This window comes from Rahnella sp. NRRL B-41462 (assembly GCF_003263525.1).
Classification (GTDB): domain Bacteria; phylum Pseudomonadota; class Gammaproteobacteria; order Enterobacterales; family Enterobacteriaceae; genus Rahnella; species Rahnella aceris.
Genome location: NZ_JYDF01000014.1, coordinates 108993 through 132656 on the forward strand (window position 1 = coordinate 108993; position 23664 = coordinate 132656).

18 protein-coding genes are annotated in these 23664 nt (G+C 53.5%); 4 read left to right on the forward strand and 14 right to left on the reverse strand.

Annotated features, from left to right (window positions below):
- Positions 1-72: 72 nt before the first annotated feature.
- Positions 73-969 carry a LysR family transcriptional regulator gene (locus UC14_RS05120; RefSeq protein ID WP_013578140.1) on the reverse strand — a complete coding sequence of 299 codons (897 nt, stop codon included), beginning with the start codon at positions 967-969 and terminating at the stop codon, positions 73-75.
- A 101-nt stretch (positions 970-1070) separates the two neighbouring features.
- Here UC14_RS05120 and UC14_RS05125 point away from each other — a divergent pair, with 101 nt between their 5' ends.
- On the forward strand, positions 1071-1922 hold the full coding sequence (locus UC14_RS05125; protein WP_014416672.1) for an alpha/beta fold hydrolase: 852 nt from the start codon (positions 1071-1073) through the stop codon (positions 1920-1922).
- Positions 1923-1926: 4 nt separating this feature from the next.
- On the forward strand, positions 1927-2529 hold the full coding sequence (locus tag UC14_RS05130) for a glutathione S-transferase (protein WP_013578138.1): 603 nt from the start codon (positions 1927-1929) through the stop codon (positions 2527-2529).
- Positions 2530-2595: 66 nt separating this feature from the next.
- On the opposite strand, the gene UC14_RS05135 is transcribed toward UC14_RS05130, so the two are convergent.
- Entirely contained in the window at positions 2596-3702 is a 1107-nt protein-coding gene (locus UC14_RS05135) for an ABC transporter substrate-binding protein (protein ID WP_013578137.1), read from the reverse strand.
- A 373-nt stretch (positions 3703-4075) separates the two neighbouring features.
- Positions 4076-4207, reverse strand: coding sequence for a hypothetical protein (locus UC14_RS27275; RefSeq protein WP_255563053.1), 132 nt, complete (start codon positions 4205-4207; stop codon positions 4076-4078).
- Positions 4208-4342: 135 nt separating this feature from the next.
- Between UC14_RS27275 and treZ the strand changes: the two genes are divergently transcribed.
- Together treZ and treY are read left to right on the forward strand one after the other, a co-directional pair.
- Positions 4343-6130, forward strand: coding sequence for a malto-oligosyltrehalose trehalohydrolase (gene treZ / locus UC14_RS05145; RefSeq protein ID WP_014416670.1), 1788 nt, complete (start codon positions 4343-4345; stop codon positions 6128-6130).
- Positions 6127-8637, forward strand: a complete 2511-nt coding sequence (gene treY / locus UC14_RS05150) for a malto-oligosyltrehalose synthase (protein WP_112197343.1) — start codon at positions 6127-6129, stop codon at positions 8635-8637. Before treZ ends, treY begins: the two co-directional genes overlap by 4 nt.
- Here the strand turns inward: treY and UC14_RS05155 are convergent.
- The 11 genes from UC14_RS05155 to UC14_RS05205 all read right to left on the reverse strand — a co-directional run bounded on the left by UC14_RS05155 (position 8634) and on the right by UC14_RS05205 (position 23192).
- A complete protein-coding gene (locus UC14_RS05155; RefSeq protein ID WP_013578133.1) occupies positions 8634-9710 on the reverse strand; it encodes a mechanosensitive ion channel family protein in 1077 nt (358 codons plus the stop codon). The two genes, treY and UC14_RS05155, sit on opposite strands and share 4 nt — an antisense overlap.
- A gap of 654 nt (positions 9711-10364) precedes the next feature.
- Positions 10365-11837, reverse strand: a complete 1473-nt coding sequence (locus UC14_RS05160; protein WP_013578132.1) for an aspartate aminotransferase family protein — start codon at positions 11835-11837, stop codon at positions 10365-10367.
- Positions 11838-11855: 18 nt separating this feature from the next.
- Entirely contained in the window at positions 11856-13241 is a 1386-nt protein-coding gene (locus tag UC14_RS05165; protein ID WP_014416667.1) for a diaminobutyrate--2-oxoglutarate transaminase, read from the reverse strand.
- Between the two features lie 554 nt (positions 13242-13795).
- Positions 13796-14209 (reverse strand): hypothetical protein, encoded by a 414-nt coding sequence (locus tag UC14_RS05170; protein ID WP_041673406.1) that lies wholly within the window; start codon positions 14207-14209, stop codon positions 13796-13798.
- Positions 14210-14311: 102 nt separating this feature from the next.
- Positions 14312-15199, reverse strand: coding sequence for an extended-spectrum class A beta-lactamase RAHN-3 (locus UC14_RS05175; protein ID WP_013578129.1), 888 nt, complete (start codon positions 15197-15199; stop codon positions 14312-14314).
- Between the two features lie 125 nt (positions 15200-15324).
- Positions 15325-16989 (reverse strand): methyl-accepting chemotaxis protein, encoded by a 1665-nt coding sequence (locus tag UC14_RS05180; RefSeq protein ID WP_013578128.1) that lies wholly within the window; start codon positions 16987-16989, stop codon positions 15325-15327.
- A 236-nt stretch (positions 16990-17225) separates the two neighbouring features.
- Complete coding sequence (locus UC14_RS05185; RefSeq protein WP_112151425.1) at positions 17226-18815, reverse strand: ABC transporter ATP-binding protein; 1590 nt, start codon at positions 18813-18815, stop codon at positions 17226-17228.
- Complete coding sequence (locus tag UC14_RS05190; protein WP_013578126.1) at positions 18812-19627, reverse strand: ABC transporter permease; 816 nt, start codon at positions 19625-19627, stop codon at positions 18812-18814. The genes UC14_RS05185 and UC14_RS05190 overlap by 4 nt, the downstream gene beginning before the upstream one ends.
- Before the next feature lie 18 nt (positions 19628-19645).
- Positions 19646-20584 carry an ABC transporter permease gene (locus UC14_RS05195; protein ID WP_051930984.1) on the reverse strand — a complete coding sequence of 313 codons (939 nt, stop codon included), beginning with the start codon at positions 20582-20584 and terminating at the stop codon, positions 19646-19648.
- 94 nt (positions 20585-20678) lie between these two features.
- Complete coding sequence (locus UC14_RS05200; protein ID WP_173362124.1) at positions 20679-22220, reverse strand: ABC transporter substrate-binding protein; 1542 nt, start codon at positions 22218-22220, stop codon at positions 20679-20681.
- Positions 22221-22289: 69 nt separating this feature from the next.
- Positions 22290-23192 (reverse strand): homocysteine S-methyltransferase family protein, encoded by a 903-nt coding sequence (locus UC14_RS05205; protein WP_112197344.1) that lies wholly within the window; start codon positions 23190-23192, stop codon positions 22290-22292.
- Between the last annotated feature and the right edge of the window lie 472 nt (positions 23193-23664).

The window sequence follows — 23664 nt, forward strand, 5'->3', positions numbered from 1 at the left end:
GGTAATATGTATTATGCAGCCACCGCGACCCGCTATTAATGAATCAGAAAGTCGCATGCCTCTTCGATAAAATCATGACTGACTGCTATTGATATCCCCCGCCTTAGCAGATCTCTGCATCAGCCGGCTCAGTATCAGACAGAAAGCCTCACTTGCAGGGTTATAGCGGTGTTCGTTCACACGTAGCAGACAATCCACCGACGGCAACGGCATCCTCTGTTCAAGTTCGCAAAGATCGCTAACCGGTTTTGCGATGCTGAATTCATTCATTATTCCCACCCCAAGGCCTGCATTTATCGCCGCAAGCATACCTGCCACTGAAGGGCACTCCAGCATCACCATAAAGGTAATATCAGCCTGATTCAGTTTCTCCTCAGCCATACGGCGATAAAAACAATCTGTCCCCCAGGTGATCAGTTTAAGGCGATTACCGGATGCATACCGCCACGAAGGAGGTGCACACCAGTATAATTTTTCTGTCCAGAGTACCTTGTCTTCGCCGCTGGCCATGCCCGTGAAATCCTGGTGTAAAATGATGTCCAGTCCCCCCTCAGAAAAATGCTGACGCAGGAGATGGCTTTGCTCAACAACCAGCTGGACATCCACCTCAGGATGATGGTGAGTGAACAGAGCAATAACTGAACATACTTCTGTCAGAGAAATGTGTTCAGTTACCCCAACACGGAGCTTTCCGCGCAATGCCGAAGGTGAAAAATAGGCCACAGCGTTATCGTGTTCGCTGAGTATTTTCACCGCATGCTGGAGTAACACGCTGCCCTTTTCAGTCGGGCAGGCTTTCCCTGCGTGACGTGTCAGGAGCTGACACTGAAGCTGATCTTCAAGTCGCCTGAGTTTCCAGCTCACAGCAGACTGACTCAGGCTGAGGAGTGAAGCCGTTTTGCTCATACTGCCGGTTTGAACGACGGTTCTGAACACCCTGAGCGAATCAACGGAGAGGCGTTTATTCATTTTATTATGACAAAAGTGGGTTACCAGAGGGAAAGAATGTCACTGGCGTCATATTCAGTCAACGGATAGCCTGCTCAGACTGAATAAAAGCGGAGCAAACTATGCCAGGTTGTAATCCATTACTGACTCAACACGTTGTGATAAAGGGTTGTCGCATTGCGACGGGGGTCCACGGCTCAGGCACGCCACTGATTCTGGTTCATGGCACGCCTGCGCATTCTGTCATCTGGCAGACACTCGTCCCGATATTTGTCGACGCAGGCTTTCGTGTTCATCTGTATGACCTTCCAGGGTTCGGCGCATCCGAACGCCCGGTGAAAACGGATACATCGGTAGCCTCACAGGTGACTTTTCTGCTACGACTGCTTGAATACTGGCAACTGGATAAAGCACACTTTTTGGGTCACGACATCGGTGGGGCAATTTCACTTCGGCTGGCATTCGATTACCCGGACCGCCTCCAGACACTCACCCTCGCCGATATTCCAAGCTACGACTCCTGGCCATCGCCTACATGGAAAGACATGCGGGATAATTATGCGGAATATGCATTGATACCGGCCAGCCAACATTGTATTGCGATGTCACGCCAGCTAAAGATGGCCGTTTTTAAAAAGGAAGTGATGACAGGGGAACGGCTGGAGAGTTATCTCGCGCCACTTTGTGGCGTGGTGGAGCAGGCCTCATTTTATCAGCATCAGGTCGCTCACTATAATTCCTGTTACACGGCAGACTTTGCGGAGAAGCTCCCTCTTCTGAATCTGCCCGTACAGATCTTATGGGGGAAAGAAGATGAATGGCAGCCCGTTGAATATAGCCAGCGTCTGCAACGCGATATTTCGTCTTCCACGCTGCATATCTATGAGCAGGCCGGACACTTTTTGATGGAAGATGCTCCACTGCCTGTAGCCAGACAGGTAGTCGAATTTATTAACAAAAATGAGGTGAGGTAACACTATGGTTCTGATCGGAATGCTGGATTCGCCCTATGTCAGACGCGTGGCTATCTGTATGAAAGTGTTGGGTATTGATTTCGAACATCGTCCGCTCTCGGTGTTTGCCGATTTTGAGACACTGGTGAAAATTAACCCGGCGGTCAAAGTCCCCACGCTTATCACGCAAGACAATCAGGTACTGATGGACTCAACCTTAATCATCAGCTATCTGGAGAAACTGTCCACCCGCTCTCTTGGCAATCCCCCCGAGTCCGGGCCGGAAGGCCTGCGGGAATTATGCCTCACGGGACTTGCTCTGACAGCCTGTGAAAAAGCGGTGCAACTCGTTTACGAACGACGCCTCAGGCCGGAGGAAAAGCAACATCAGCCCTGGGTTGATCGGGTGACCCGACAGCTCCGGGGGACATGGCAAATGCTTGATGACAGCCTGCAGGAAAGCGCCCCTGATATACTGACTGTAGCCGGTATCAGCATCGCCGTTGCCTGGAGTTTTACGGTATCGATGCTGCCAGATATCATGAACGCCGACCAGTATGCGCAAGCGAACAGCTTCACACAGCGGGCCGAACAGCGACCGCAATTTCTGGCAACACCCAGGGTGTAAGTACACCGATCCCTTTCAAAGAGAGCAAATGGATTGAAAGGGATCGATTAACAGGAAAATCCACGATCAGTGTGGTTTCTCACTGGCCGATAACGCAAAGGTTCCCACCGGCATGACAGGCAGGTATTTTTTATAATAATCGTGATAGTTTTTCACCGGATCAATATCCCTGAATAAATCAGGATAAAGGGACTTGGCGATAAACTGCACCATGGTGAAATCCACCAGCGTCCGTGATGCCCCCTGATAAACCCCGAAGAGTTTGTCGTTTTTAATTGCCGGTAATGAACTCCAGCCGTCACGGTGAGCAAATCCGTTGAGTTTTGCTCTTGCTGTGGCTTCATTGACCCCGATGCCCATTTCTAACGCCGTATCGACTTTATTGTTCTCCCTGCCGGAAATAAAAATGACATCCGGTTTGGCAACCAGCAACTGCTCAGGGTTAATTTCGCCCCACTGTTTAACGAAAGGTGCCGCAATATTTTCACCACCTGCGAGACGCAGCATCACACCCCACATATTTTCACCATAGGTAAATGAATACTCCGCCGGACCTTTATTGCCAAACTCAATATAGACTTTTGGCTTCGGCAGATTCGCCTGTCTGATCCTGTCTTCAATCAGCGTGATGTTATTTTTATAAAGCCGGGCAAGCTCATTCGCGCGATCAGTCTGGCCGGTTAATATCCCGATAATTTCCGTGGATTTCACATGATTTTCCACCGTCTGATCATTGTAATCGAGCACGACAACCGGGATATTCAGGCTCTGAAGCTGCGTGACTTCATACTTCAGGGCGGCGTACTGCCAGCTGGCTAAAATAACCACATCCGGTTTCAGGCTAATCACTTTTTCCAGCGACACGTTGTGCAGGTCGATTTCGCCGATATCCGGAATGTTGGCGATGGACGGACGGTATTTAATATACATATCCCAGTTCGCAGGGACTTTGCCATGCCAGGCTTCGCGGGAGATACCGACAATATGATCAAATGCCTGTTCACCACCGACCGCCATATAATCTTCAAAATAGAAACCTAATACCGCTCTTTTCACCGGGGTTTCTAAGGTTATTTTATTTCCCAGAACATCAGTCAGTGTCGTTGTTGCGGCACCGGACTGTCCGGTGATGACGACTGACAGCATAAAAAGCAAACCATGAAGTAACTTCATTTAATTCCCTTAGGTATTGTGTGATTATTATCTGAGGCTGAAAATTATTTTTATAGCAACCGGTTTATTGCACGGTTTATTTAACTTAAGTCGCCGTAACCCGGTAATGCCGCCATGCCCTCATCGCGGCGGGATATTATACGTTTGGTCGGCTGCATCAGTACAGTCACAACTGCATGTTGCCGCAGGTCGGGCAAAAGGGAGCGCCTGAGATGAGTTCGGGTGATAACTGTTAATATGAAGCGGAAAACGCTTCTCAGATGCTGAGCTATAATTAAAATTTACTGATGAGAAGGATACTTATATGGCTCCAGTCGCGAGTATATCAGGTGGCGTAATATTTATTATCATTGGCATCGTGATGCTGTGGTTATTAATCAAGGCTTATAAAGCCAATCAGAACAAGAAGTTCTTCACGCCGAGCAAATGCATGCTGCTCATCGGGACCCTCGTCTCTTTCATTATCTCTCTGGTTTTTTTCACCTCCTCTTCCTGATGCCAGCATAATTTTTCCGTGAATGCCCCGGCCTCTGTGCCGGGGTTTAATATCCCACAGGATCGCCCTCTTTTTCATCCTCGACTATGATTATTATTCGTTGGCTAACGGCCGGTTAACGCGACTATTTTGCGAGGTAAAGTGATGCAACGCGATGCATTGACGACAAGCTGGGGGGCCAGTTTCATTTCCGCCGGGACAGTTCGCTTTCGGGTCCGGGCGCCGGGTCAGGCCAACATGACGCTGAGACTTTCCGGCGAAGACAGAGAAATGCAGCCGACGGAAAACGGCTGGTTCGAGTTTGTGGCAACCGGTGTTTCTGCCGGTCAGGAGTACCAGTTTATTCTGGCCGATGGCATGCCGGTTCCTGATCCTGCCTCGCGCGCCCAGCTGGCAGGCGTCAACGGTCCTTCCCTGGTCACCTCATCATCGGGCTATGCATGGCGAAATCACCACTGGAAAGGCCGCCCGTGGGAAGAAACCGTCGTCTATGAAATGCATATCGGCACCTTCACACCCGAAGGCACTTTCAGCGCCGCGCAGGCAAAACTCGCTTATCTGGCAGAAACCGGCATCACCATGATTGAAGTGCTGCCGCTCTCACAATTTGGGGGGCAACGCGGCTGGGGTTATGACGGTGTTTTGCTGTACGCGCCTCACTCCGCTTATGGCTCGCCGGATGATTTCAAGGCGTTTGTCGATGCGGCGCACGGTGTCGGCATCTCCGTGGTGCTGGACATCGTGCTCAACCACTTTGGTCCGGAAGGCAATTATCTGCCACTGCTCGCGCCGGATTTCTTCGATGCTCAACGCATGACGGCCTGGGGTGCGGGCATCGATTATCAAAACGAAGCGGCCCGCTGCTATATCGTGGAAGCACCGCTGTACTGGCTAAAAGAATACCGGCTTGACGGCCTGCGCTTTGATGCCATCGATCAGATGAAAGACACCTCTTCCCCGCATATTCTGATTGAAATCGCCGAACGAATTCGCGAAGCGATCACCGATCGCCCGGTGCATCTGACCACCGAAGACAGCCGCAACGTCATCTTTTTACACCCGCGTAATGCCGACGGCACCGTGCCACTGTTTACCGCCGAATGGAATGACGATTTCCATAACGCCATCCATGTTCTCAGCACCGGTGAAACCCACGCCTACTATCAGGATTTCGCGCAGAACCCTGAGAAACTGGCGGCACGCGCGTTAGCGGAAGGTTTCGCGTATCAGGGCGAAAAATCACCGCAAACCGCTAAACCGCGCGGTACGGTCAGCCGCAGACAGCCGCCGGTAGCCTTTGTCGATTTCATTCAAAATCACGACCAGATTGGTAACCGTGCGCACGGCGACCGGCTGATCACGCTGGCTGGCGCTGAACGTACGCGCGTTCTGTTCGCCGCCTTATTGTTATCGCCGCATATTCCGCTGATGTTTATGGGCGAAGAATACGGCGAAACCAATCCGTTTCTGTTCTTCACCGATTTTGAAGGTGAGCTGGCGCAGGCGGTTCGCGAGGGGCGCGCCCGTGAATTTGAAGGACACAACGGTTACGGCAACGACGCGGTCCCCGATCCTAACGCTCTCAGCACGTTCGAAAATTCGAAACTTGACTGGCAGAAACTGACACATCCCGAAGGCGAAAACACCCTGGCGCTGACCCGCAAGCTGCTGGCGCTGCGCCGGAAATACATCGTGCCCTTACTGACGCCTGCGAAAGGAGAAGTCGGCCAGATTGTCGAAACCTCAACCGGTTTTCTCGCCGTTAAATGGACATTCCCCCGTGGCACGCTTTCGCTGGTACTCAACGTTGGCCAGGACACGCATCCGCTTCCTGAACTGCCAGGAGAAACGATCTTTGCCTGGCCGCAGGATGCCGCGACGTCGGTGCCCGCTTCCCTTATTGTCCGTTTTGCGCCAGGAGTCTTACTGTGAAAATCCCCACCGCGACTTACCGCATTCAGTTCCGTAATGGACTGAACTTTGACACCGCGACAGGGCTTATCCCCTATTTAAAACAACTTGGGATCAGCCATTTTTATGCTTCCCCGGTGTTTACAGCGACGTCTGGTTCCACGCACGGCTACGATGTTACCAACGCCAACGAAATTGACCCGACGATTGGCGGGCGTGAAGGTTTCGACCGTATGGTACAGGCGCTGAAAGCGGCGGGGATCGGGCTGATCCTCGACATTGTGCCCAATCATATGGCGGCCTCACTTGAGAATATCTGGTGGCGTGACGTCATTGAACATGGCAAAAAGAGCCGTTATGCACGCCATTTTGATATCGACTGGTCGCGTCGCCTGACGCTGCCTTTCCTCGGGGACGCTTTTGAGGATGCGCTGGAAAAAGGCGACATTGTGCTGAAGCCTGATCCCAAAACCGGTCAGCCCGCTTTCGCCTATTTCGATACGTATTATCCCGTTGCGCCCGGCACTCTCACGGCGTCTAAAACAGATGACCTGAGCAAAACAGAACTGGCTGAATTACATGAGCGCCAGCCCTACCGCCTGATGTGCTGGCGTGACGCGCCCCGTGAACTCTCGTACCGGCGCTTTTTCGAAATCACCGGCCTCGCGGGTGTGCGCGTGGAAGACGAGGGGGTTTTCGATGATACGCACCGGCTGATCCTCGAGCTGGTCCGCTCCGGTGTGGCCGATGGCCTGCGGGTCGATCATGTGGATGGTCTTGCCGATCCCAAAGCCTATCTTGAACGCCTGCGGGAGAAGGCCGGGCCGGACTGCTATATCACGGTGGAGAAAATTCTGGGCAAAGGCGAGCGCCTGCCGCCGGACTGGCCGGTCTCCGGCACCACCGGCTATGAGTTCATTGCCTCGCTTTCGGATGTGCTGGTCAACGATGAAAATATCGCGGTGTTTAGTGAGCTTTACGACAGCGTGGTCGGCAAGCCGGTGGACATGCGCAACGAGCTGCGTGCGGCCAAGCTTATGATGGTGGAAAAGAATTTCGAAGGCGAGTACACCACGCTGTGGAAACTGGCGAACAGCATCGCCGGGACCGGGGGCACGATGTATGACGAAAATGATATCCGTACCGCGCTGCGCGAATTACTGATCGCGTTTCCGGTGTACCGCACTTACGGCACGGAACAGGGTATGCCCGCAGAAGACACCGCGCTTTTGCACAAGATCCTGCGCAAGGTCAGCGCCCCGGCCCTTGCCGTTCAGCCTGAAATCCTTGCGTTTCTGGCGCGTATTCTTTGTGGAGAAACCTCTGCGGCGGCGGCATCGCAGGCCGGTTTATTCCGTACCCGCTTTCAGCAACTGACCGGACCGCTGATGGCAAAATCGGTGGAAGACACACTTTTCTTCCGCCAGAACATGGAACTGGCGCTGAACGAAGTCGGCGCTGAACCGTTAATTCGCACCTTCTCCCTCAGCCGCTTCCATACGGAGATGATAAAACGCCGCGAAGAGCAACCGGCGGCGCTTTCCGCGACATCCACGCATGACACCAAACGGGGGGAAGATGCCCGCGCCAGACTGTTTACGCTGACCGAAGCGCCACAAGACTGGGCCGCCTGTGTAAAACGCTGGCACCGGATGAACGAGTCAAAGGTGATTATGCTTCCCGATGGCCCGGCACCGCGCCCTGCGCTGACATGGATGCTGTATCAGGCGCTGGCGGGCGCGTGGCCGGTCACGCTGACGCCGGAAGATGAACAGGGTTTGCAGGAACTCGACGAAAGATTTCAGAGTTTCGTCGAAAAAGCGCTGCGGGAAGCCAAGCTGCGCACCAACTGGGATAACAACAACGAAGACTATGAAAAGGCCGTGCTGGATTACGCGCATCATCTGCTTTCAGCGGAAAACCGGCTATTCCTGCAAGATTTCCATGCGTCGATTCAGCCATTTATCCATGCCGGACTGGTGAACAGCCTGACCCAGACGGTAATCAAACTGATGGCGCCGGGCGTACCGGACATCTATCAGGGCAGCGAGGCGCTGAATTTCAGTCTTGTTGATCCGGATAACCGCCGTCTGCCGGATTTCGCCGGGCTGGCGCGGTTGTTACGACAGGATGATAAAACGGGCCGGGGCCAGGCAGAAAGAAAGCTGAACGGCCAGCTGAAACAATACCTCGTGGCGACGCTCGCCGGGCTTCGCCAGCAAAAACCTGCGCTGTTTCAGCAGGGGGACTATGTTCCGCTCAGTGTGACCGGCCAGCACGCCGAAAACATCATCGCGTTTGCGCGGGTGCACAATGACGATGCGGTGATTGTTGCGGCACCGCGTCTGGTGCTGGGTTTGCCAGCCCGGGGGTTCCCGCAGGCGGAAATTGTACTGCCGCCCCACCTTGCTTACCGGCACTACCGGGATCTGTTCAGCGATAAAGAAATTACGCTGAGCGACCAGCTAGACATGGCTGTCTGGCCGGGCTTCTCCCCGGTCATCCTGATAGCGTCCTCGCCATCTTAACGGTCGCGTTCTGCCTGGGTTTTAACAATCATATTCGGCAATGCCATTTCGATCCCCTGCTCGATCAGCTTTTCAATAATACGAATATTAATTTCCTGCTGAATATCCATGTATTTATTGTAATCGGCAGTATTGACGATATGGACCACTTCGATATTCAGGCGATCGGTACCAAAACCCAGCAAATGTGCGCGGTCGAATTTCGTTTCGCCGACATCAATAATAATTTCCTTTACCATGTCACCGATATTGCGCAGCTTTTCCGGCGGCGTATTAATCGCGACACCAAAATTGAAAACAATGCGGCGGGTTTGCATGCGTTTGTAGTTATGCAGCGTTTGCTGGAGCAGGATGGCATTACCGCAAACAATTTGTTCCCCGCTCAGGCTGCGTATCCGGGTCGTCTTCAGGCCAATATGTTCGACAGTACCGGCAACATCATTGAAAACGACGAAATCGCCAATTTCGAAAGGCTTATCAAAGCCGATAGATAATGACGCGAACACATCGCTGAGAATGGTCTGGATCGCCAGCGCGATAGCGATACCGCCCACGCCCAGACTGGCGACCAGCGCGGTAATGTTCACGCCCACATTCGCCAGTATCGACAGCAGCATCACCGACCACACTACCGCCCGGAAAATCAGCCCGGTGATCACCAGCGTTACCGGATTTTTGTTCATACCGGGCTGACGCATAATATGACGTAACCACGAGACCACCGCCTGATCCAGCCACAATGCCATCTGGAACGCCAGCACCAGAAACCACGCGTGACTGATGGTGTTGTAGAGATTATCGGGCAGATTAACGAACCGCAGGCTGAACAAAAAAGCCGCAATGAAAATGAGCAAATTACTCGTCCGGTTGAGGATCTCGCCCAGAATAAAACGAATCCGGTGGCTGGCCTCATTAACCTCCCCCCAGCGTTTTACGCCCTTGCGCAAAAACGAGACCAGCCAGCTCAGCAGCCAGTATGTGACAAGCGTGACGACACACATCGTCGCGACACCTATCCAGAACACCGGCGCCATCACCAGCGCGATAAAATCAAAGCGTGATAGAAAATTCATCTTCCCTCCCGGAATTAATCACAAACCTCCAGTATAGGAAACAGGTCAGCGCAGGGGTCAGGAATAGGAAAGGTCGGTAGACAACCGGCGTTGCCGCAGAGGTAAAACTTTGCAGACGTCTTAACGTCATCGGTATTTATATTACGTTCTGTCCGGTTTACTATGATTTCTGGCGTGAGCCCGATGTTCTGAAAAACGTTCAACTGAGGTGCTTGATATGAAAAGAGCTTTAGTGATTGGTTATATGTCGTTCGTTTCAATTGCATTGGTCGCCGCGCTGATAATCGGTGCCCGAAACGGATAACAAAGGCCCGGTAAGGTGAGTGATAACGTCTGGGTGAGTGCGGGGCATGAGGCGAAAAGCGTTCTGCCACCCAAAAATATGCGCTCTTTGTGGCACTTTTTTGTCAATGACTTGAACAGGACAGGGGTCTGGGATTACTCTTAGATCAGCTGACGCAAGAGCAGCGGATCGTAAGCACCATACCCTTAAATAGCCCACCCATGAGGTGGGTTCTTTTTTGCCTGTCGCTCAGCATTAAGAATTATCCTGGTCAGAAAGTCATTCAGACGTAAAAAAGCCGGTGATACTTTTGTATCACCGGCTTTTTGCTGCGGGTTAACGCAGAACGAAACTTATGCTTCAGTAATGACTTATGCGTTCAGCAATTGCTGTGCGGTTTTCTCAACCAGCGCCAGCAGGACTTTCACGTCTTCCAGCGTTACTGTCGGGTTCAGCAAGGTCAGCTTCAGACAGGTGACGCCATTATGCTCGGTCACACCGACGTTAGCACGGCCAGACTCCAGCAGCGCATCACCGATTTTCTGGTTCAGCAGTGCAATAGCCGCATCGCTGCTGCCCGCCAGTTGCTCAGGACGATAACGGAACAGAACACTCGCCAGTTGCGGCTTCATCACCAGTTCCAGCGCGGCTTCAGAAGTCACATATTGCGCGACTTCCTGAGCCAGCGTCACACCGTGATCGATGATCGCGGCGTACTGTTTCTGACCTAACGCCTCAAGCCCCATCCACAGTTTCAGCGCATCGAAACGACGGGTGGTTTGCAGGGATTTGGACACCAGATTCGGTACGCCAGCCGCTTCGTCGAACTCAGAGTTCAGGTAAGCCGCCTGATAACGCATCAGCTCGTAATGACGCTCTTCTTTGAGCAGGAATGCGCCGCAGCTGATGGTCTGGAAGAACTGTTTGTGGAAGTCCAGCGTGATGGAATCCACTAACTCAATGCCGTCCAGATAATTGCGGTATTTTTCGGACAGCAATAATGCACCGCCCCATGCCGCATCCACATGCACCCAAATCTGATGCTCTGCCGCCAGTTCAGCAATAGCACGCAGCGGGTCGATAGCCCCCGCATCGGTGGTACCGGCTGTCGCCACAATGGCCAGGATCTGATCGCCACTGGCTTGCGCCTGTGCCACTTTCTCGCGCAAATCGTTGAGATCCATACGGGCAAACTCATCGGTTTTCACCAGCGTGACACACTGATAGCCCAGACCGAGCAGCGCCATGTTCTTCTGCACAGAGAAATGCGCGTTTTCAGAACATAACACTTTAATTTTGCGCAGATTGCCGACCAGCCCATCCTGCTGAATGGAATGCCCCTGACGCGCGAAGAAGGCATCGCGTGCCAGCATCAGCCCCATCAGATTGCTCTGGGTGCCGCCGCTGGTGAACACGCCTGCGTCGCCAGCCTGATAGCCCACCTGAGTACGCAGCCATTCGATCAGCTTCATCTCAATGATGGTTGCTGACGGGCTTTGATCCCAGGAGTCCATACTCTGGTTCGTGGCGTTGATCAGCACTTCCGCCGCCTGGCTGACCACCAGACTCGGGCAATGCAAATGCGCCACACATTGCGGGTGATGCACAGACAGGCTGTCTTTTAAAAAGTACTCAATCGCACGTTCAATCGCGGCCTGGTTACCCAGACCGTTTGGATTGAAGTCCAGCCTGATACGTTCACGCAGCTCAGCAACGGTTTTGCCCTGATACATCTCAGGTTGTTTCAGCCACTGCACAACAGCTTCACTGCTCTGCGCAATGGCCTGCTGGTAGGCTTCAGTGCTTTGCGCTGAGCCTGCCAGAATCGGGTTTAACTCGGACATCAGAATCTCTTACTCCGCTCAGACAGGTTTGATGCCAGCCGCTAACAGCGCCTGCTCAAACTTATCGAGGAAAATACCCAGCTCATCGTTGGTGATCAGCAGGGAAGGCAACAGGCGCAGCACACAACCATTACGGCCACCGCGTTCGAGGATCAGGCCAGCCTGGAAGCATTTTTTCTGCAGCAATGCAGACAATTCACCGTCAGCCGGATAGCAACCCATGTGATCCTGCGCTTCGTCGGGTTTGACGATCTCAATACCGATCATCAGGCCCAGACCACGCACGTGACCGATAACCGGATAGCGTTTCTGCATGTCAGCCAGTTTGGCTTTCAGCCATTCACCCTGCGCTGCCACTTTCTCGGCGATTTTTTCTTCTTTCAGGATTTTCAGCGTGGTCAGGCCGGTGGCCATCGCCAGTTGGTTACCGCGGAAGGTACCGGTATGGTGACCCGGAGCCCAGGCATCGAACTCTTTCTTAATACCCAGAACCGCCAGTGGCAGACCGCCGCCGACCGCTTTGGACATCACGATAATATCCGGCTCAATGCCCGCGTGTTCGAACGCGAACTGTTTGCCGGTACGGCAGAAACCCGCCTGCACTTCGTCGAGGATCAACAGAATGCCGTGTTCCTGAGTCACTTTACGGATGCGCTGCAACCACTCAGCCGGAGCCGGGTTCACGCCGCCTTCGCCCTGAACCGCTTCCAGAATGACAGCCGCAGGTTTGCGAACGCCGCTCTCAACGTCGTTGATCAGGTTTTCGAAGTAATAGGTTAATGCTTTAACGCCAGCGTCACCGCCAATGCCCAGCGGGCAGCGGTACTGGTGCGGGTAAGGCATAAACTGCACTTCCGGCATCATGCCATTAACAGCTTCTTTCGGAGACAGGTTACCGGTCACCGCCAGTGTGGCGTGTGTCATACCGTGGTAGCCACCCGAGAAACTGATGATACCGCTACGGCCGGTGACTTTTTTAGCCAGTTTCATGGCAGCTTCAACAGCGTCAGCACCCGACGGACCGGTGAACTGCAGGCAATACTCTTTGCCCTGTTGTGGCAGTAAAGAAAGCAGATATTCAGAGAACTGATCTTTCAACGGTGTTGTCAGATCCAGTGTATGTAACGGCAAGCCGCTGGTAATGACATTTTGGATGCTTTGCAGCACGTCAGGATGATTATGTCCAAGAGCAAGCGTACCCGCACCGGCCAGGCAATCAAGATATTGATTATTCTCAACATCCGTGATCCAAACGCCATTGGCCTTCGCAATTGCCAGAGGCAACTTACGTGGATAGCTCCGAACATTCGATTCAAATTCAGCTTGTCTTGCCAAATAGGTTTCATTGTTTCCGTTTAATGAATTCGCACCAAAACTGTCAATACGGACTTTATCCGTCATCATATCTCTCCTACAACCGTGTGTTATTAGAACGCCACAATTGAATAAATTTGATTAAGAAAATTACAAGCGTATGAAAAACGCGGCCAATATATGGCTTTTTTGCCCCCACCTCAATAATTTATTTTGTATAGATTTGTTTATTCTTTCCTATAGGAATCAATATGTTGATGATTTAATGAACGATCGTGCTGACTTAACTCCGTTACACGGTCATTAATAAAGCACTAAAAAGCACATCCGTCTTGCAGAACGACGGGTCAACACGCGACATATCAGGCTTAAAATTACACCGTTGTCAGGCATCAATACCCCTGCGGCTACGACGTCGCACCGGAGGTTGATGCCCGGTGAACAGTCTTTCAGGAAAGTTGTTTAATTATAGCCTGCGGCCGTTATATGGGCGATGATATTAAAGTACGGTGCAGTAACTGGCTGAATAGCCGTCAGATATAAATTTTGAAATATATTACACCGCGACATCGGTGCGGTTATTACAGAAATAATACAGAGAATAATGTCCGCCGCGTATATAAACAATCCCTTCGGATATTTCCCTAATTATTCAGCTCATTAACCCGACCTTTGCGGTAGAACTCATATAAGGTGACGTAATCCTGGAACACCTGCGACAAAATCGCATCGGTTTCCGGCGGAAGGATGCTGTTGGTCTGCATCTGATAGCGCGTTCGCACCGCATCAATCCACAGTTTATCAGCCGCCGGACCCGGTTCCTGAACCAGATGAGCCAGCCAGTACACCGTGTTTTTCTTCACCGTCACCACAGGCTCAGGGCAACGGCAGCACCACCAGACCGGTTGCAGTATTTTGGAAAATAAAACGCCGCTGACTGATTGCCAGACCGAAGAGGTCAACGGTAGCGGAACCCACGCGCGCTGCCAGTGCGTAGCCTGTCCCGTCAGCAATGACATCATGAGCGCCTGCGCAGATCCTGAAAACGGCCTGGACATTCTATTCCCTTCTCTTGTTTCTAAAATAACCCATATCTGCCCGTTACACGGCAATCAAAAAGGGCTCTTGCGGGCCCTTTTCTTTGTCCTTTTCAATGTAAATCAATAACCCTGCGTCACAATCTTCGCGGCAGAAGCCAGCACATCGCGGCGGGATTTCGCGTCTTTCTGCGGCTGGGTGAAATAGGTAATCAGGATCAGTGGTGCCTTATTATCCGGCCAGATCACCGCAATATCATTGGTTGTGCCGTAATCGCCGCTGCCGGTTTTATCGCCGACCACCCAGGTCGCAGGCAGCCCCGCACGGATACTCATCGCGCCGGTCGTGTTGCCTTTCATCCATTCCACCAGTTGCGCGCGTTGCGGTTCAGCCAGCGCGCTGCCCAGCGTGACGTGTTGCAGACTCAGAGCCATCGCACGCGGTGAAGTGGTGTCGCGGTCATCCCCCGGAATGGCGGTGTTCAGCGTTGGTTCAGTGCGGTCCAGCCGGAACGTTTTATCGCCGAGCGTACGGGCGTATTCCGTGACTTTCTGCGGGCCACCAAGCTGCTCAATCAGTTTATTCATGGCGGTATTATCGCTGTACTGCAAGGCGGCGGCAGCCAGTTCGCCTACCGTCATGCCGGTATCGAGATGCTTTTCGGTGATCGGGTTATAATTTACCAGATCAGATTTTTTGAGGCTGACGCGGCGGTTCAGCAACTCCGTTTGCGTTTCGCTCTGTTTAAGAATGGCTGACGCGGCCATGAACTTGCTGGTGCTGCACATGGCAAAACGTTCATCAGCGCGGTAAGCAATCTGGGAATTGTCTTCAGTATTAATCAGCATCACACCAAGACGACCGCCGCTGTCTTTTTCCAGCGCCGCAAGTTGCTGCTGCACAGACGTCATTTTTGTCGCCGTTTGCGCCCATGACACCGCACTGAATGCGAGCATTGGCACTACAGCCGCCGCCATCAGCACAGTTTTACGCAGGGTATTTTTCATCATCAAAGCCTTCTCCTTTATATTGGCGAAGGGATTATGGCAAAAGCTGAGGCAGAAAGTAAAAAACCCGACAGAAATTGTCAGGTTTTAAACATGAAACGGAAAACTTTGAGAAACTAACAGGAGATTTAGAACGTTTCCCAGTTGCCCTGATCAGCGGCCGGAACCGGCTGACGGTTTGACAGCAAGGCGGGAGATTTTGTCTGCCCGGCTTTACGCACCGCCGCCGTTGCCGAACCGGCGCTGACTTTAAAGATACTGATCGCCTGGGATAAACGCTCAGCCTGCTCATTGAGCGAGTATGCCGCCGACGAAGCTTCCTGCACTAATGCGGCGTTCTGCTGGGTGACTTCATCCATCTGAGTGATGGCTTTGTTGATCTCTTCAATGCCGGTGCTTTGTTCGTTACTGGCAATCGCAATTTCGCCCACGATGTCAGTCACATTTTTTACGCTGGACACCACTTCCGCCATGGTAGCCCCGGCTTTGGCAACCAGTTGCGTGCCGTTATCCACTTTCGCCACCGAGTCGTCGATCAGCACTTTGATCTCTTTCGCGGCACTGGCAGAACGTTGCGCCAGATTGCGCACTTCGGAAGCCACGACAGCAAATCCACGGCCCTGCTCACCGGCACGCGCCGCTTCAACGGCGGCGTTCAACGCCAGAATGTTGGTCTGGAAAGCAATGCCGTCAATCACTGCAATGATATCGACGATTTTACGCGAGGAAGTGTTGATACCTTCCATTGTATTCACCACTTCGCCCACCACTTCGCCACCCTGCACCGCCACGCGGGAAGCCTGCGCGGCCAGCAGATTAGCCTGACGCGCGTTATCAGCGTTCTGCTTCACGGTGGCGGTCATCTGCTCCATCGCCGACGCAGTTTCTTCCAGCGAACTGGCCTGCTGTTCAGTGCGGGAAGACAAATCGAGGTTTCCGGCTGCAATTTCGCTGGACGCGCTGGTGATGGCATTGGTGCCGGCACGCACTTCGGTCACAATTTTCAGCAGGTTTTCATTCATGTTTTTCAGCCCCTGCATGAGCTGCCCGGTTTCATCCTGCGACATCACCTGGATTTGTGTGGTCAGATCCCCTGCCGCCACGTTTTCTGCCACTTTTACTGCGGTATGCAATGGACGGGTGATTGAACGCGTCAGGAAATAGCCCAGCGCCGCCGCCATTAAAATCGCCAGCGCGGAGAAAATCAGCGTCAGTTGAATGGCGGTGGCGCCATCTGCTATCGCTGTTTTACCTTCAGCCTGCAACTGCTGATCCTGAGAGTTGGCAAATGCGGTTGCCAGATCCAGATACGCATTTTGCGAGGTGGTGAGTTTGCGCAGAACAAATTCGGTCGCGCCGTCCATGTCACCGGCACGGGCTAAGGCAATCAGTTGCTCTTTCGCCGTTTCGAAGGTTTCACCCGCTTCCTGCAACGTTTTAATTTTCTGCTTGCCCGTCACGGTGGATTGGATCGCGGCGATTTTATCCATCGCTAAATTGGTTTTTTTGACCGTGTCATCCAGTTGTAAATAACGCTTTTTATTCTGTTCAGGATTTTTAGTATCGATAACGATACCCCGCAGATATTTAATCTGGTCGTTTACGCCGTCGCGAACATCAAATGCCAGCCGGACTTTCACGTACCGGTCGCTGATTATTTGTTCAATACTGGTGTTAATGCTGCTTATTTTGGTGATTGCAATCCCGCTGACAATGACTAAAAGCAAAATGACAAGGCTGAATGCGGCCCCTAAACGGGCGCCGACACGCATATTGTTGATCAGTTTAAACATTTTATTTCCCTTATTTCCTGGCCAATAAAACAAATACCATGAAAAAAAATTCAAAATATTGGTTACATAGCGGAACGACTTTCTAATGATTTATTTAATTCAAAAGGGTTATCGGTATAAATAAGGGAATCTTTAGTGACGTTAATATTGCGAAAGTGTAAATAAGGATGACCATTTTGCTTCCTCCCCTGCGAAGGGGAGGAGCACAACAAAAGCGCCGGGCAGGAGGACAAGTATTAATTAGCAAACATTTCCTCCAGCCAGCCCACCCGCATTTCAGGCACCGAACGCAGTAACTCGCGGGTGTAATCGTCCAGAGGTTCGGCGAGTGCAGATGCCACCGGGCCGTGGCGCACAATCACGCCTTGTCTGAGCACCGCGACTTCGTCCGCCACTTCACGTACCACCTGTAAATCGTGGGTGATAAACAGGTAAGCAATGCCGGTTTCCTGCTGGATCTGGCGCAGTAACGCCAGGACATCGCGGGCGACTAACGGATCGAGTGCCGACGTTGGCTCGTCACAAACGATAATTTTTGGCTCAGCCGCCAGCGCCCGCGCAATACACACACGCTGTTTCTGCCCGCCGGAAAGTGCGGCAGGGAAACGCATCGCAAGTTCAGCGTGTAATCCGACCTGCGCCAGCAATTCACTGACCCGCGCCTCACGCTGGCTGCGGTTCAGCGACGTAAAGCAGGCCAGCACACGGGAAATCTGGCTGCCAATACGCTCTTTAGGATTCAGCGCCGTGTCGGGGATCTGATGAATGAGTTGCACATCGCGCAACTGAACGCGGCTGCGCTGGCGCAAACTGGCAGGTAATACTTGCTGATTCAGACTGACCTCACCGGTTTGCGGCGTGAGCAGTCCGCAAATCACTTTGCCGAGCGTAGATTTCCCCGAGCCGGATTCGCCGATCACCGCCAGCGTGCGCCCGCGCGGCAAGCTCAGTGAAATGTTTTGCAGCACCGGCTGCGCATGATAGCGCGCACTGATGTTGCGGAGATCCAGCGCCACCGGCGCATCGCCGGTTTGCGGCGTTTTGCTCCCGCCCTGCGCATGCAGCAAACGGCGGGTGTAATCCTGTTGCGGCTGGCTCAGCAGTTGCGCCGTTTCCGCCTGTTCAACCGTTTTACCGTGCTGCAATACCATGATGTGATCGCTTATCTGCGCAACGACCGCCAGATCATGGCTGATGTAAATCGCCGCGACGCCGGAAAAGCGGATCACATCGCTGATGGCTTTCAGCACACCGAGCTGTGTGGTGACATCCAGCGCGGTGGTCGGCTCGTCGAAAATCAACAACTCAGGACCGGCGCACAGTGCCATCGCAATCATCGCGCGCTGTAACTGACCGCCGGAAACCTGATGCGGATAACGCTGATAAAATGCCTGTGGATCCGGCAGGCCGAGTTGTTCAAACAGCGCAATGGCTTTGGCCTGCGCTTGCTGGCGGGGATAAATTTTATGTTTCAGCGCCGCCTCAATGACCTGCTCACCGAGCGTGATCGCCGGGTTAAACGCTGCTCCGGCAGACTGCGCGACATAAGCAATCTGCCTGCCGCGCACCTGCCGCAACTGGCGGTCAGAAAGTTGTGTCAGTTCCTGTCCGCTGAATGTAATTCTGCCGGACTGAATGCGCATCCCCTGACGACAGTGCCCGAGAATGGCCAGTCCGATGGTGGATTTACCTGCGCCTGATTCGCCGATCAGCCCCAGCACTTCGCCTTGCTTCACCGTGAAAGAGACGTCATCCACCAGCGTGCGCGGATTTTTACCCTGCGACACCACGTGCAGGTTTTCGACATGCAGTAAGTGCTCATTCATGCTTTTTTCCCCCACACACGACGCTCACCGCTCATCAGCCAGTCCGCCACGGCGTTGACCGCCAGCGCCAGTACCGCGATGGCGCCACCCGGCACCAGCGCCGCCCAGACGCCAAACAAAATACCGTCTTTGTTATCGCGCGCCAGTCCGCCCCAGTCGGCGGTGGGTGGCTGAATACCCAGCCCGAGGAATGACAGCGCAGAAAGAAACAGCAGAATAAAAATAAAACGCAGGCCGAATTCGGCAATCAGCGTCTGAAGCGCATTGGGTAAGATCACATGCCAGAGGATCCAGCCGAGGCTTTCGCCGCGCAGCCGCGCCACATCAACAAATTCCATCACGCCGATATCCACCGCGAGGGATCGTGCCACGCGCAGCACACGGGTCGATTCCAGCAAGCCGAGCACCAGCGTCAGCACCAGAATGGTTTTTGGCAAGACGGCCAGCACAATCAGCGCCAGGATCAGCGTCGGGATAGCCATGACGATATCGTTGCAGCGGGAAATCACCTGATCTAACCAGCCGCCGCGCAGTCCGGCAATAAACCCGAACGTACAACCGACGATAAACGCCACCAGCGCCGCCAGCGCGGTCACCCCAAGGGAAACGCGGGTTCCCCAGATCAGGCGGGAGAGCAAATCACGGCCGAGATTATCCGTGCCGAGAATGGAATCCGGTCCCGGTAAATCCCAGGACATCCCAAGCGTTTGATCCGGCGCGTGAGGCGCCAGCCACGGCGCAAAAATGGCGATCAGAATAAACAGACTCAGCACCAGCAGGCCAAGTATCGAAGCAGGTTTTAATGCAGGCATTACAGCAATTCCTAAGATTCAGCGGTTGTGGCGTAAACGCGGATTGGCGACCAGTGCCATCACATCCGCCAGCAAATTCAGCAGGATATAAATGCCAGCCAGCAGCAACGCGCAATCCTGCATCACCGGAATATCACGTTTGCTGATGCTGTCGACCATGTACTGCCCGAGTCCCGGATAAACAAATACGTTCTCAACAATCACCACACCGACCATCAGATACGCCAGATTGATCGCCACGACGTTGATGATCGGCCCCACGGCATTGGGCAATACGTGACGCCACAAAATGCGCGACGGCGACAGCCCTTTGAGCAACGCAGTATCGACATACGCCGAACTTTGCGCGGCAATCAGCGCGGCGCGGGTCATGTTGCTCATATGGCCAAGGATCGCCAGCACCAGCGTGGCACACGGCAGGGAAATGGCGGAGAGTTTAGCTGCCAGCGGCATATCCGCCGTAATACTGCTGTTGCTCGGCGCCCATGCCAGCGTGATGGCAAAAATCAGGATCAGCAGATAGCCGGAGAAAAACTCCGGCAGCGCGACGGTTGCGCGGGTGATGGCGTTGAGCAGCGTATCAATTACGCTGCCCTGATAACGAACGGAAATAAATCCGATCAGCAGCGCCAGCGGAACCGCAATCGCGGCGGTACATCCGGCCAGAAACAACGTGTTGCCCAGGCGGGTAAACAGCGGGCCGCTGATGGCTTCACGGGTGGAGAAACTGGTGCCAAAATCGCCGTGCAACACACCGGCCAACCAGCTCAGATAACGGCTGACTGCCGGTTTATCCAGCCCCAGTTGCAAGTTCAGTTCGCGGATGGCATCCGGCGTGGCGCTCTGGCCGAGGATCGCCGTCGCAGCATTGCCCGGCAGCAGTTGCACACCGGCAAAAATCAGCACGGAAACTGCCAGCACCACCAGCACGCCATAAAACAGGCGTATCAGCACCATGCTCAGCAAGCTGGAATGAGGTTGCGAAAAACGGCCCGCAGGCCGTTGAGTCGCTTTCTGTTGTGCAGATAAGTCAGACATATTTTTACCCGGTTCAGCCTTCGATCCAGACTTTCTCTGCCGCACGGTTACCGCTCAGCGGCATCCCCGGAACGGACGTGAACCCTTTGATTTTGGCGGAACAACCGTCGAGTGCATCGGCATACAGCGGAATGATCTCGCTGCCCTGATCAACCAGCATCACCTGAATGTCATGGTAAATCTGTTTGCGGCGCGCTTCGTCCGCTTCACCGCGCGCGGCTTTGACCATCGCATCGAAAGCCGGAACGTGCCACGCGGATTCGTTCCATGAAGACTGGCTGGTGAATACCAGCGAGAGCAGCGCATCGGCGGTCGGACGGTTCGCCCAGTTCGACGACACGAAGGCTTTCTTCTGCCAGATATCATTCCAGAACGCATCGTCCGGCACGCGCACCACATTCAGATTAATGCCAGCTTTGGCGGCGGATTGCTGATAAAGCTGACCGGCATCAACCGCACCAGGGAAACCGGCATCGGCAACGTTCAGGGTCAGCGGGCCGCTGAACCCGGATTTCTTCCAGTGGAACTGGGCTTTTTCAGGGTCGTACGGACGTTGCGGAATGTCTTTCGCGAAGTAACGGTTCGACGGGAAAATCGGGTTATCGTTCGCGACGCTGGCGTAGCCGCCGAGCACTGTATCGATAATTTTCTGACGATCGATGGCGTATTTCAGCGCCAGACGGCCATCAACATTATCGAACGGCGCCAGATTCGACAGCCCCGGGAAGGTATAAATCATACTGTCTTTGGCGCGCACCAGTTTCAGGTTCGGCATACGTTCGATGCGGCTGACGATGCGCGGATTCACACGGTTAATCAATTGTGCCGAACCACTGACCAGTGCCGCCACACGGGCCGTTGAATCATTCATCGCCAGCGTTTCGACAGAATCGACATGCCCGCGTTCGCTGTTCCAGTAGTTCGGATTGCGTTTAGTCAGCGTAGAGACGCCCGGCTGGAATTTCTCAAGGATAAATGCGCCGGTACCGATGCCTTTGTCAAAGTTTTCATTTTCAGCGGTAATGGCGAAATGCACGGCGCTCAGCAGCCAGACGAATTCAACGTCCGGCGCGGTCAGTTTAATCGTGACTTCATGGTCGCCGGTGGCTTCAATTGAACTGACGGTATCGAGATAACCTTTCACCGGCGAGGTGGATTTCTCACCACGATGGTGATTCAGGGAGTACACCACATCTTTCGCGCCCAGCGAGCGGCCATCGTGGAACTGCACGCCCTGGCGAATTTTCAGCACCCAGGTTTTGCTGCCGTCGGTTGAGGCCCAGGCTTCAGCCAGCGAGGGGGCCAGTCTGGCGTTTTCGTCGATTTCCACCAGATTGTTAAACATCTGAGAACCGACGAAATACATGTAAGTTTCGAACCAGAATGCCGGATCCAGACGGTCAGTGCTGGAAGCGTTATCCACACCAACAACCAGATGCCCGCCTTTTTTCGGCTTTTCTGCCTCCGCAGCAAAGGCATTGCCCAGCCACAAAGAGTGGGTAGCCGCAGCAACGGAAAGTGCCCCCGCACTTTTGATAAACGAACGACGATCAATCATGTTTTTCCCCTGTCTGCGAAGAATGCATCTTCAGAATTAATGTGCGTTTTATTCTTTTTATGGATGTTATTTAGCAAAGGCCTGCTTAAGCGCGGCGATGTGTTCCGGCCCGATCCCGCAACATCCCCCGACCATGGTGGCACCCTGCGCCACCCAGTCTTTCGCGAAATCCAGGTATCCGGCAGGATCGGTGTCCTGACGCATTTTGCTCAGCCCTTCATTGGCACCGCGCTGATTATCGGAAGGTTCGAAGGCATTGGCATACACGCCGATATCAAGCGCAGATCCCTGCGCCGTCAGTGCGGCACGCGCGGATTTCACCGCCGTGGCCATCACTTCAGGCCGGCTGCAATTGAACAGCACCGCACCGGCAGAAATCCGTAATGCGCCGTTTACGGCATCATCAACTGATTCGCCGGAGCGCAGCAGCGCATTGCCATTTTCATCAAGATTGTCCTGCAAGGTAAAAGACAGCCACAGCGGACGCGGGTCATCGCCGAGCACCTCACGCACGGCTTCGACTTCCGCCACAGAGCTTTGCGTTTCGGCCAGCCAGACATCGACGCTGTCCGTCAGATTATTCAACAGCACTTGCAGTAATTTTTTGGCTGCCACCGGTTCGAACAGATCCGGACGATAAGACCCGAGAACCGGAGGAAGTGAACCCGCGACCAGCACATCAGCCGGTGCAGCATCCGCTGCTTCCCGCGCCAGCTTGCCGGAAAGCGCAATCAGCGCCGCGCCCTGCTCCACAAAAACATCTTCACTAATATGGAACGGCACCACGGCGTAACTGTTGGTGGTGATGACCTGAGAACCGGCAGCAATAAAAGCATCGTGAGCGGCTCGCACAAATTCCGGAGCCTCCATCAGTGCCAGCGCAGACCATTCAGGCTGACGAAAAGGAGCGCCCATCCGGGCCAGTTCGCGCCCCATGCCGCCGTCGAGGATTTTAACGTTACTGAACATTGTGTCACCGCCGTTGTATTTTTCTTAGCCGAATCAAACGTTAATCCGGCAGGTGGTGACACTCTACAAAACGAACGTTTAGATGTCTAGATTTCTTAATGGCTAAAAGGTGGGTTTTTAATGGCAAAGTGGTCTCACTCGCCGTGAAGGCTGGATCGAGAATATTTCGGTTTCTTAACAACGGTTATCACGTAGCCTTTCGTGCCGAAACCGCCCAAGAGAGGGAAGTGCTTTCCCTCTCTTGGATCTCTCCCCGCTTTTACAACCAGCGCTACCGCTCGCTGGCTATGTTTCAGCAACCGCAATGACAGGCTGGAAATCTTGCCGCTGCGCGGTGCCTTCTCTCGGTCCTGAAGCCTGAGGTCTTCAGGCCGCTCCGTTCAGCAAGATTTCTGAATCGCCCGCACGATCTTAAATTCAACGGCACACTGTTTTCATCTTTGCTCCTCCCCATGCGAAGGGGGAGGTTGGG